Consider the following 11,574-nt stretch of genomic DNA (forward strand, 5'->3'; position numbering starts at 1 on the left):
TTCGTGATGATCGGGATGCACTCCACAGCCCGTGCACAGCGCTGTCGCAGGTCGCTGACGTGCCGGAAGACCATCAGGACGGTTGTCCACAACGCTGTCCACCAACTGTGCACAGCCGGGCCGCCGTGGCTCCACAGGGGGTGTGGACGGCGGTCGTTGAGCCGTCCGTCGGCGGCCGCCTACTCTCGCCCTGGCCCCTCGTGGACGGGGCGTGCGTGCGGTCGCAGGGGGCGGTGTCCGTGAGGATGTCGGTGGCGTCCGGTAGAACACACGTTCGAGAGTGCAGCGCGGCGAGCGGGGTGGAGGACCGGTGACCATCGAGGACCTGGAGTACGGCGTGCCGTCCGCGCGGTCGCACGGCGACTCCGGCGACCGCCGGTACGACCCGGCCGACCGGCTCCCGCCCCAGGACCTGGACGCGGAGCGCTCGGTGCTCGGCGGCATGATGATCAGCAAGGACGCGATCGCCGACGTCATCGAGCAGCTGCGCGGCACGGACTTCTACCGCCCGGCGCACGAGATCGTGTACGAGGCGATCCTCGACCTGTACGGGCGCGGTGAACCGGCCGACGCCGTCACGGTCGCCGACGAGCTGACCAAGCGCGGCGAGATCGGTCGCATCGGCGGCGCGCCGTACCTGCACACCCTGATCGCCACCGTCCCGACCGCCGCGAACGCGGGCTACTACGCCCGCATCGTGCGCGAGCGGGCCATCCTGCGGAGGCTGGTCGAGGCCGGCACGCGCATCACGCAGCTCGGCTACGCGACCGACGGCGGCGACGTCGACGAGCTGGTGAACTCCGCCCAGGCCGAGGTGTACGCGGTCACCGAGCGGCGGGCCAGCGAGGACTTCCTGCCGCTGTCGCAGATCATCGGCGGCACCGTCGACGAGATCGAGGCGGCGGGGCACCGCGGCGAGGGCATGCAGGGGGTGCCGACCGGGTTCGCCGACCTGGACCGGCTGACCAACGGGCTGCACGCCGGCCAGATGATCGTGATCGCGGCCCGTCCGGCTATCGGGAAGGCGCTCGCACTCGACACCGCGCTCCCGACGCCCACCGGCTGGACGACGATGGGCGACGTCCAGGTCGGCGACCTGCTGCTCGCAGCGGACGGCACGCCGACGCCGGTGGTGGCCACCACCGAGGTGATGAGCGGCCGTCCGTGCTACCGCGTGACGTTCGACGACGGGTCGACGATCGTCGCGGACGCCTGGCACCAGTGGGCCACCCGCACCCGCCTCGACCGGCGCCGCAGCGACCGCGGGCAGCTGGGCATCCGCACGACGGAGGAGCTTGCGGCGACGCTTCGGTGCGCCACTGCAGACCAGCGTGCCAACCACAGCGTCGACACGGCGGCGCCCCTCGACCTGCCGGAGGCCGAGCTCCTCGTCGACCCGTACGTCCTCGGCGTGTGGCTGGGGGACGGCAGCGCGGACGGTGCCCGTTTCGTGTCGGCCGACCCCGAGATCGCGATGGAGATCGAGTCGCGCGGGTACGTGGCGGCCGCGACGGTGTGGTCGCGCGGGCCGGCGGGTACCCGTGGCTACGGGATCGCGCTGCCTCCCGCTGAGCCGTTCGCGGAGCGGGAGTGTGAGGTCTGCGGCGTGCGGTTCGTACCGCGGCGGAGCCACGTACGGACGTGCGGGCAGTCGTGCGGCGGCCGCGTCAAGGCACTCTCCGGACCGGTCCCTGCACCGACGTGCCCCGACTGCGGCCAGCCCACGACCGGACTGGTCCGATGCCAGGCGTGCCGGGACGCGTTCGGCACCGTTCAGGCGCGACTCCGGACCCTCGGCGTGCTGGGGTCGAAGCACATCCCGGTGCAGTACCTGCGTGGCAGCGAGCGGCAGCGCCGCGATCTGCTGGCCGGTCTGCTGGACACGGACGGAACCGTCAACCCGACGGGCAGCGTGCAGCTGACCTTCACGGACGAGCGGCTGGCCACCGACGCCCGGGAGCTCGTCCACACTCTGGGCTACCGCAGCGGACTGTCCACGCGGCGGGTGGCAGGGAGCCGCGAGTCCCGCTCCACGGCGTACACGATCACCTTCACCACCGACGACGACGTGTTCCTTCTCGAGCGGAAGCGGCTGGTGCACAAGGACCGGCGGCGGCCCTCCACTCCGCGCCTGAGGCAGCGGATGGTCGTCGCGGTCGACCGGGTCGACTCCGTGCCGGTCCGGTGCGTCGAGGTCGAGCACGCCGACCACCTGTACCTCGCGGGACCGGCGATGATCCCGACGCACAACTCGACCCTCGGGATCGACATCGCCCGGTCGGCCTCGATCAAGCACAACATGGCGTCCGTCGTGTTCTCGCTCGAGATGAGCCGCAACGAGATCACCATGCGACTGCTGTCCGCCGAGGCGCGCGTGCACCTGCAGAAGATGCGCACCGGTCAGATGGGCGAGGACGACTGGGCCAAGGTCGCGCAGACCATGGGCAAGATCTCCGAGGCGCCCCTGTTCATCGACGACTCCCCCAACATGTCGCTGATGGAGATCCGGGCCAAGTGCCGTCGGCTCAAGCAGCGCCACGACCTCAAGCTGGTGATCATCGACTACCTGCAGCTGATGAGCTCCGGCAAGCGCGTCGAGTCCCGGCAGCAGGAGGTGTCCGAGTTCTCGCGTGCGCTGAAGCTGCTCGCCAAGGAGCTCGAGGTACCGGTGATCGCGATCTCGCAGCTGAACCGTGGCCCGGAACAGAGGACCGACAAGAAGCCGCAGATGAGCGACCTGCGTGAGTCGGGCTGCCTGACGGAGGACACCCGGATCCTGCGAGCGGACACCGGCGCGGAGACGACCTTGGGCGAGCTCTACGCGCTCGGTGCCCGTGACGTTTCCGTCTGGGCCTTGGACGACCGCCTTCAGTACGTCCGGCGCCACCTGACCCACGTGTTCCCGACCGGCGTCAAGCCTGTGTTCCGGCTCACCCTCGCCTCCGGCAAGCGAGTCACGGCCACGGCGAACCATCCATTCCTCACCTACGAGGGGTGGACGCCGCTCGAGGAGCTGAGCGTCGGGTCGCGGCTGGGCGTGCCCCGGCACGTGCCCGGTCCGGAGCGGACGGCGCACTGGGACGACCGCAAGGTGGTGATGCTGGCGCACCTCCTCGGAGACGGGTCGTTCGTGCGACGGCAGCCCATCCGGTACGCGTCGATCGACGAGGCGAACCTTGCTGCCGTCAGCGATGCCGCTGCAGCCTTCGGCATCACGCCGCTCCGTGACGACTACGCGGCGGCACGGGTGACGACCCTGCGGCTGCCCGCTCCCTACCGGCTCGCTCGAGGGAAGCGGAACCCGATCGCCGAGTGGCTCGACGACTTCGGATTGTTCGGCGCCCGGAGCCACGAGAAGTTCGTCCCGACCGAGGTCTTCCACCTGCCGAAGCAGCAGATCGCGCTGTTCCTCCGGCACATCTGGGCGACGGACGGGTCAGTCACCGTGAACGCCACCGGTCGCGGTGGCCGGATCTACTACGCGTCGACGTCTCGTCGCCTCGCGGAACAGCTCGCGGTGCTCCTCCTGCGGTTCGGCATCTCGACGCGGTTGCGGACCGTCCGCAAGGCGGGTTACCGCGACGGCTACACGATCGACATCTCCGGGGTCGACGACCAGCGGCGGTTCTTGCAGGAGATCGGTGTGCACGGCGCCCGCGGAGTGCAGGCGCAGCGGCTCCTCGAGATCGTTCGAGAGCTGTCCGGCAACCCGAACGTCGACACGGTGCCCCGTGAGGTGTGGGACGACGTGCGCGACATCCTGGTCGAGCGCGGCATGACGCACCGCGAGTTCGCCGCGGCGATGGGCACCCAGTTCTGCGGCTCGACCCTGTGGAAGCACGCTCCGTCCAGGGCGCGACTGGGACGGGTGGCCGAGGTGCTGCAGTCGGAGGACCTCGAGATCCTCGCCGTGAACGACCTCCTGTGGGACCAGGTGGTGGCGATCGAGCCGCTCGGCGAGCAGCAGGTGTTCGACGCCACGGTGGTCGGTACCCACAACTTCGTCGCGAACGGCATCGCGGTCCACAACAGCATCGAGCAGGACGCGGACATGGTGATCCTGCTGCACCGCGAGGACGCCTATGAGAAGGAGTCGCCTCGTGCAGGGGAGGCGGACCTGATCGTGGCCAAGCACCGAAACGGTCCGACGGACACCATCACGGTGGCGTTCCAGGGGCACTACTCGCGCTTCGTCGACATGCAGATGTAGGTGCGGTGCGGCGGCGGTCGCGATGCCGTCGGGCTCACAACCGGTGGGGTCACAACCGTCGGGCGCGTCAGCCCGCGCGCGCTCAGTCCGCGCGGGCGATCACCTCGGCGATGGAACGGGGCGGGATGCCGGATCCCGGGACGATCATGCTGCGCGGTGCGCGCCAGACCGCGTACTCGTGGACGTACTTGCCGGCGACGACAGCGGGGTCACGATCGCCGAGCTCGCGTGCCCGGTCGAGCGAGCACACGAAGATGCTCACGCCGTGCAGCCCGTCCGGGCCGGACGCCGGGCCCGCGGCGATCAGGTCCCCGGACGCCCACAGGTCGGCGATGTGTGCCAGGTGGGCGTCCTGCAGCTCGTTCTCGCCCTCCTCGGTTAGGAGCGGTGGGTTCGGACCCGCGAGGAGCCGGGCAACCACGAACGTGTCGAACTGCATGGGTCCTCCTCGGCCGCACGAGTTCACGGAAGCTGCGGCGGAGATGGGCCATGGCGCCGTATCGACGGCACCGGAGCGAGGTCCCGCCCGGAGCGTGAACCGAGTCTACGAACGGCGGACTGCGAGGCTCCTGCTCGAGTTGACCGTGGGTGAACGGCACCGCACCCTGGGGCACGTGGAGGGTCCCGTGGGACGTCACGGTCGGACGGCGGCCGTGCCCGGCGTGCCGGTCGGTCGGCTGAACGCACCCGTCGGGCGGCTCACCGCGCCGGAATCTGCCGGTGCGAGGGTGCCCGTCGCCGCCGCGGTCCCGTGAACCCCGGCCCGCTGACCACCGCGTCGGCGCTCGGCTCGTGGCAGGTCGACGTGCCGGCGCTCGTCCTGGTCGTGCTGGCCGGCGCCGGGTACCTCGTCGGTGTCCGGGCCGTCCGACGTGCGGGGACGGTGTGGTCGCCGTTGCGCTCCACCGCCTTCCTGGCGGGCCTGGTGCTGGTGATCGCCTCGACCTGCTGGTTCGTGGGCGTGTACGCGCACGTGCTGTTCTGGGTGTTCACGCTGCAGGTCTGCCTGCTGCTGCTGGTCGCGCCCCTGCTGCTCGGCGTCGGCGCCCCGGTCGCGCTGGTCGCGGCCGTGCGTGGGCGGGGTGCGGTGGTCGACGACGACGAGGCGCCGGCGTCGCGGCGGCCGCTGCTGCTGCGCGTCCTCGGTGCGCCGGGCGTCGGGCCGCTGCTGCTGATCCTGGTCACGGTGCTGGTGTTCTTCACGCCGCTGCTGGGTGCCGCACTGCGGCACCCGCCCGTCTTCCACTCCGTCCACCTGCTGCTGCTGGCCGCGGGCCTGGTGCTGGCGCTCCCCGTGACGGACGAGGGGATGACGCTCAGCTCCCTCGGCTACGCGGCGCTGATCGGCCTGGGCTTCCTCGAGTTCCTGCTCGACGCCATCCCGGGCATCGCGCTCCGGCTGCACGGCAGCCTGCTGGCCCCCGAGTACTGGTCCGTGCTGCACCGCGGCTGGGGCCCGGCGCCGTTGGACGACCAGCACCAGGCCGGCGGCATGCTGTGGTTCTTCGGTGAGGCTGCCGACCTGCCGTTCCTGGTGATCGCGATGATCGCCTGGATCCGGGCCGACGCCCGCGAGGCGGACCGCATCGACCGCGCCCTCGACCTGGTGTCGGCCGAGCCGGCCTCGGCCGCCACCGGCGCACCCACCACCGCCGTCCCGGCCGGCGAGGGTGACCCTCCGGTCGGCGCGACGGCCCCGACGCTCGACCGGCCCTGGTGGGAGACCGATGCCGGTGTCTTCGGCGAGGAGCGCGCCAGACGGTACGGCTGGACGACCCGCGAGGGGCAGGGCGGTGCTCAGGGTCCGTCCTGACACCGGGCGGGACGACGCCGACATGCCGGCACCGTGCGGCTGCCGTCAGCGGGGTTCGGTCGCTCGTTCCGGGCCGTGACCGGTCAGTGACGTGGCAGGCTCGTCGCGGGTCAGGGGGACCGCGAGGGGGCGATGGTGATGGCGGCGTCAGGTCGCACGGTTGGACGGGTTCGTGACGCGCGGTCGGGTCGTCGGACGAGGACGACGGTGGCGGCCGTGCTGGCCGTCGTCGGGCTCGGCATCGTCGGGCTCGCCGGGTGCTCGCCGCACCGCCCGACCCCGAAGGCGGAGGCCGACGCGCTCGCCGCCGCGCTGACGTCCGGCGACTTCTCGCACGTCGCGCTCGCGGCAGGCGCGCCGGACGCCGCCGCGCTGACCGCGGCACGGACCGCCGCGTTCGCCGGCCTCGACGGCGCCACCCCCACCGTGTCGGTCGCCTCCGTGACCGTCGACCCGAAGGAGAGCACCAAGGCGACGGCGGGGCTGCACTGGGAGTGGGACCTGGGCACCGCGAAGCCGTGGACGTACGACGTGACGACGCAGCTGGACCTGGTCGAGGCCGGCGGGACGCAGGCGTGGAAGGCGCACTGGCGCACCTCCCTGCTCGCGCCCGACCTCGCCGACGGCGAGGTGCTCACCGAGCAGCGGGTGGCGGCCCAGCGCGGCACGGTGCTCGCCGGCAACGGCGACCCGATCATCACGCCACGGCCGGTGTGGCGGGTCGGCATCGACAAGACCCACGTGGACCCGTCGGGCCAGGACGCCGCCGCCCGGGCGCTGGCCACGGCCCTCGGCATGGACCCGGCGGCGTACGCGGCGCAGGTGGCGGCGGCCGGCCCCAAGGCGTTCGTCGAGGCGATCACCGTGCGCCAGGGGGACCCGACGTACGACGTCGGCGCGCTGCGCAAGCTCGCGGGCGTCAACACCGTGAACGACTCCCTGCCGCTGGCGCCGACCCGCCTGTTCGCGCGGCCGATCCTGGGGCAGGTCGGTCAGGCGACCAAGGAGATCGTGGACGGCTCGCACGGTGCGATCGTCGCCGGCGACCTCGCGGGCCTCTCGGGCCTCGAGCGGCAGTACGACGAGCAGCTGCGCGGCAGGCCGGGACTGACCGTGCTGGCCACGGCCGGTTCGGTGAAGCGACAGCTGTTCCACACCGACGCGGTGGCCGGGGTCCCGCTGCAGACCACGCTCGACGTGCGGCTGCAGACGACGGCGGAGCAGATCCTCGCGCCGGTGCAGGGGAACGCCGCGCTCGTCGTCATCCGCCCGTCGACCGGCGAGATCCTCGCGGCGGCCAGCGGACCGAACGGCGACGGCACCTCGACCGCGACCGTCGGCCAGTACGCACCGGGGTCGACGTTCAAGGTGGCCGGCGCGCTGGCGCTGCTGCGGGCTGGCCTGACCCCGGACAGCACCGTGCCGTGCCCCGGCAAGGCCGTGGTCGACGGGTACACCTTCAACAACGTCTCGGACTACCCCGCGTCGGCCCTCGGCGACATCCCGCTGCGCACCGCCTTCGCGCACTCGTGCAACACCGCCTTCGTCGGACAGGCCGGGACCGTCGACGCGAACGCCCTGCTCGCGGCGGCACGCTCGCTCGGCCTGGACCCCGCGCCGTCCCTCGGCTTCCCGGCGTTCCTCGCCTCCGTGCCGACGGACTCGACCGGGACGGACCACGCGGCGTCGATGATCGGTCAGGGCCGGGTGATCGCCTCTCCGCTCGGCATGGCGACGGTCGCGGCGTCTGTCGCGGCCGGCCACACGGTGACGCCGGTGCTGGTCAAGGCCTCGGCGGGGACGGCGACGGCGGGCGGCACGGGTGCAGCGTCCGGTGGGACGAGCCCCGCGGCCTCGGCGTCGTCGTCGGGCGCCACGGGCGCAGCGGCGCCCAGCCCGTCCTCGTCGGCCACCGAACCCACGACCCCCGCCAAGCCCCTGACCCAAGACGAGGCGACCACGTTGCGCACGCTGATGCGCGGTGTGGTCACCGACGGCACGGCGACGATCCTCCGTGACATCCCGGCGCCGGAGGTGGACGCCAAGACCGGCACCGCGCAGTTCCAGGGTCCGCAGGGGCTGGCGAACCACGCGTGGATGATCGCGATCCACGGGGACCTCGCCGTCGCCGCCTTCGTCGAGACGGGCGACCTCGGGGCGACGACAGCGGGGCCGCTGGTGCACCAGCTGCTGCTCGCGGCGGGCTGACCGGCTGCCCGACCTTACAGTTCCGGCATGGAGAGCCGGCCCGGCGCTCGCGCCGTCCACGCGATCACGTTCGCCGTCGCGACGTTCGCCGTCGTCTTCCAGCTGGTGCTGGTGGTCCAGGGCCACTCGCCGCTCGCCCTGGAGCTGCGACCGAGCACGGGCGAGGCGGTGCGACGGTTCTTCTCCTACTTCACCATCCAGTCCAACGTGCTGGTGGCGGTCACGGCGCTGGCGCCGGCGATCGGGCGTGGAGTGGACAGCCGGTGGTGGGCGGTGGCCCGGCTCGCCGCGGTGGTCGGCATCACCGTCACGGGTGTGGTGCACCTGCTGCTGCTACGGCCGATCCTGCACCTGACCGGGGTGGACTGGTGGGCGGACCTGCTGCTGCACGCCGTCGTGCCCGTGCTCGCCCTGGTCGGCTGGCTGGTGCTCGGGCCCCGCGGTCGCGCCGAGCGCCGGGACGTGGCACCGGCACTGGCGTGGCCGGTGCTCTGGTTGGTGGCGACGTTGGCGCTCGGGCCCGTCGTGCACTGGTACCCGTACCCGTTCCTGGACGTGTCGAAGCACGGGCCGGGCTCGGTGCTGCTGGTGTGTCTGGCGGTGGCCGTGCTGTTCGTCGGGCTGGCCTTCGGCGCCGTGGCCCTCGACCGCAGGTTGCCCGCACCGACTGAGGTGGCCCCGGTCCGGCCCTGACCCGCGGCGGTTACGGGCGGTTGTAGGTGCAGCTCGAGAGAGGCAGCCGCAGGGCGTTGCGCAGCCGTGAGCTGGCGAGGGCCCGCGCGTCGTTCAGAGTCCGGTCCTGCTCCTGGTTCGCCGACAGGTAGCCGGGGTTCTGCGACGCCGTCTGGACGAAGGCGTCGTACTGCTCGATCGCCGTGATCAGCCCGTCAGCGGCCGGCCGCTGGGACGCGGAGAACGGGATCGTCTTGAGGGCCGCGAGGAACTTCTCGTCACCCTGAAGCTGCATCACCATCTGGTCGGGCCGGACCTTCATGTCCTGGGCCCTGATCGTGTCGCTCATCGCGGACCAGTCGGGGTAGGACGCGTTGACCGCGCGGACGTACGCCGTGGCGGCGGCGGAGGCACCGAACGGCGCACGCTCCGAACCGCAGGCGGCGTGCTGCTGCCGGACCACGGGCAGCGCGATGGCGCCCATGACGACGATGAAGACGAGCACGCCGAGCCCGATGAGCCACGGCAGCGCGCGCGAGGAGCGGCGGGGCGGCGGGGACAGGTACGGCCGGTACGGCTGCGGGTAGCCCTGCGGGTACGGCTGCTGGTACGACGAACCGTACGGCGGGTAGCCCGGCTGCTCCGGCGGCTGGTAGGGCTGGGCCGGCGGCTGGTACGGCGAGCCGTACGGCTGCTGCGCCGGCTGGCCGTAGGGCTGTGCGCTCGGCGGCGCGTACGGCTGAGAGTTCGGCGGCGTGAACGGCGGCGGGGCCGGCTCGCCGTAGGGCTGCTGGTCAGGGGGCTGGGGCTCGTACGGCCACGTCACGGCGTCACGGTAGGACGGTGACCGCCGCAGGGGGACGCGTTCGGCTGAGCAGGCCCCGTCGTAGGGCCTGATTTCATCCGGCAGCGGCGGTCGCCAGATCCAAGAGGAAGAACGCGCTGTGCGGATCGGGGCGGTAGTCGCCGAACGGTCCGCACGGGACGAACCCGGCTCGCGCGTACAGGCGATGGGCCGGGGCGAAGAAGTCGTGCGTGCCCGTCTCGAGGTGCACGGTCCGGTAGCCGCGGGCTGCCGCCTCCGCCAGGGCGGTGCCGAGCAGCACGGTGCCGATGCCGCGGCCGCGGGCCGCGGGGGCGGTCCGCATCGACTTCAGCTCCCCGCCGGTCGGGTGCAGCTCCTTGAGGGCGACGGTGCCGAGCAGCGTCCCGTCCGACGTGCGGGCGGTCCAGAACGTCAGCGCCGGCGCCGTCAGCGCCGAGGGGTCGAGGGCGTGCACCGACTCGGCCGGTGAGGTGGCGTGCATGTCGTCCAGGTGGTCCTGCAGCAGGGCGACGACGTCGGGACGCAGCGGGTCGTCCACCGACACCGTCACGGCACCGGCCGCGGGGCGGGCGGTCGTCGGGCTCGTCGTCGGGGCGAGGTCGTCGTGCGGGGTGCGGTCCACCCGACCATCCTGACCGGCTCCCGGGGGCAGGCCGCAACCGGGGAGCCCGCCGACGGCCCGGCCACGGACGGGATCAGCCGCGCTGCCGGCCCTCGAGGAAGCCGCGCGCCAGCACGTGCCCGTCCAGGTGCGGCAGCAGCGGGGGGACCGCCGTCGCCCGCAGACGCCCGGCGGCGGCCGCCCGCCCGGCCTCGGTCACCGCTGCGCTGATCACCTCGTCGGGCACGGGGCTGTCGAGGGCCACCAGGTGGAACCCGTACCGATGGTCGCCGTGCCCGGGGATGGGGCGCGGTCCGTAGTACCCGGTGCGGCCTTTCCGCATGGGGATCCAGCGCAGGCCGGGGTGGTCGGCGGTCAGCTCCCCCTCCGGGATGCCCGTCAGATCCGGCGGCAGCAGGACGGCGAGGTGGTAGCCGGGCTCTGCTGCGGGAACGTCGACGTCCTCCAGCACGAGCAGCAGCTCGGCGGTGCCCGCCGGGACCGGCCCCCAGTGCAGCTCGGGCGAGACGTTCGGCCCGCGGCCCGGCCCCGAGTGGCGGCGGCCGATCAGGCCCCCGTGGGCGAACGCCGTGCTGGTCAGCTCGATCGTGGCCGTGGTGGACAGCGCTGGGTGGTGACGCAGGCGGCTCTCGGGGTCGGGTCGGCGGTGGCGCAGCGCGATGCCGAGCGGCCAGATCCACGAGTCTCGGTTGGGCATGGGTCCTCCGGTGGGTCAAAGGGGGGCGGTGGGCGGCTGTCGGGTGGAGCCCTCAGGAGTCGGCGATGCGTTCCAGCACCTCGGCGGCGCGGGCGAGCACCGCGCGCTCGTCGTCGGTCAGCTCGGCGAGGCGGGCGTTCAGCCAGCCGACCCGTTGGGCCCGGACCTCGCTGGCCAGCCGGTCACCCTCGGCGGTCAGGGAGAACAGGACGCGTCGCCCGTCCTGCGGATCGCGGCCCCGGACCGCGAGACCGCCCGCCGTGAGCCGGTTGACCGTCTGGCTCATCGACCCGGGCGTGACGTGCGCCCGCTCGCTGAGCTCGGACAGCGAGAGGGGACCGGCCTTGAGCAGCTGCGTCAGCGCGAAGATCGCCGCGTCGCCCACCTCGCCGTGCGCCCGCTCGGAGCGGAAGCGGCTGTACAGGTGCGCGACCGCGGCGCGCACGCGCGCGCTGAGCTCGGGGATCGCCGGGGTGGAGGCCTCAGTCGCTCGGTGTTGCACGGTCGCTTAGTATACCGAAACAGA

At 72.8% G+C, this 11,574-nt stretch carries 9 protein-coding genes; 4 read left to right on the top strand and 5 right to left on the bottom strand.

Translation table 11 applies throughout. The annotated features are described in order from the left end of the window. Nucleotides 1-310: 310 nt before the first annotated feature. Nucleotides 311-4,210, top strand: coding sequence for a replicative DNA helicase (locus N0B34_RS13235; RefSeq protein ID WP_318529990.1), 3,900 nt, complete (start codon nucleotides 311-313; stop codon nucleotides 4,208-4,210). Between the two features lie 82 nt (nucleotides 4,211-4,292). Here the strand turns inward: N0B34_RS13235 and N0B34_RS13240 are convergent, their stop codons facing one another. Further along, nucleotides 4,293-4,649: a YciI family protein gene (locus tag N0B34_RS13240; protein ID WP_263731877.1), complete on the bottom strand. Its 357-nt coding sequence runs from the start codon at nucleotides 4,647-4,649 to the stop codon at nucleotides 4,293-4,295. A gap of 312 nt (nucleotides 4,650-4,961) precedes the next feature. On the opposite strand from N0B34_RS13240, the gene N0B34_RS13245 reads away from it, so the two are divergent. From N0B34_RS13245 to N0B34_RS13255, 3 genes are all read left to right on the top strand, one after another. Beyond that, nucleotides 4,962-6,023: a cytochrome c oxidase assembly protein gene (locus tag N0B34_RS13245; RefSeq protein ID WP_263731878.1), complete on the top strand. Its 1,062-nt coding sequence runs from the start codon at nucleotides 4,962-4,964 to the stop codon at nucleotides 6,021-6,023. Between the two features lie 207 nt (nucleotides 6,024-6,230). Continuing rightward, complete coding sequence (locus N0B34_RS13250) at nucleotides 6,231-8,231, top strand: penicillin-binding transpeptidase domain-containing protein (protein WP_263731879.1); 2,001 nt, start codon at nucleotides 6,231-6,233, stop codon at nucleotides 8,229-8,231. Between the two features lie 27 nt (nucleotides 8,232-8,258). Beyond that, nucleotides 8,259-8,924: a Pr6Pr family membrane protein gene (locus N0B34_RS13255; RefSeq protein WP_263731880.1), complete on the top strand. Its 666-nt coding sequence runs from the start codon at nucleotides 8,259-8,261 to the stop codon at nucleotides 8,922-8,924. 10 nt (nucleotides 8,925-8,934) lie between these two features. Here the strand turns inward: N0B34_RS13255 and N0B34_RS13260 are convergent, their stop codons facing one another. The 4 genes from N0B34_RS13260 to N0B34_RS13275 all read right to left on the bottom strand — a co-directional run bounded on the left by N0B34_RS13260 (nucleotide 8,935) and on the right by N0B34_RS13275 (nucleotide 11,550). After that, nucleotides 8,935-9,729 carry a hypothetical protein gene (locus N0B34_RS13260; RefSeq protein WP_263731881.1) on the bottom strand — a complete coding sequence of 265 codons (795 nt, stop codon included), beginning with the start codon at nucleotides 9,727-9,729 and terminating at the stop codon, nucleotides 8,935-8,937. 73 nt (nucleotides 9,730-9,802) lie between these two features. Then, nucleotides 9,803-10,279 (bottom strand): GNAT family N-acetyltransferase, encoded by a 477-nt coding sequence (locus N0B34_RS13265; protein ID WP_263732061.1) that lies wholly within the window; start codon nucleotides 10,277-10,279, stop codon nucleotides 9,803-9,805. 145 nt (nucleotides 10,280-10,424) lie between these two features. Next, nucleotides 10,425-11,048 carry a YbhB/YbcL family Raf kinase inhibitor-like protein gene (locus N0B34_RS13270; RefSeq protein ID WP_263731882.1) on the bottom strand — a complete coding sequence of 208 codons (624 nt, stop codon included), beginning with the start codon at nucleotides 11,046-11,048 and terminating at the stop codon, nucleotides 10,425-10,427. 52 nt (nucleotides 11,049-11,100) lie between these two features. Continuing rightward, nucleotides 11,101-11,550, bottom strand: coding sequence for a MarR family winged helix-turn-helix transcriptional regulator (locus N0B34_RS13275; RefSeq protein WP_263731883.1), 450 nt, complete (start codon nucleotides 11,548-11,550; stop codon nucleotides 11,101-11,103). Between the last annotated feature and the right edge of the window lie 24 nt (nucleotides 11,551-11,574).

Source organism: Cellulomonas sp. SG140 (assembly GCF_025770785.1).
Classification (GTDB): Bacteria; Actinomycetota; Actinomycetes; order Actinomycetales; family Cellulomonadaceae; genus Cellulomonas.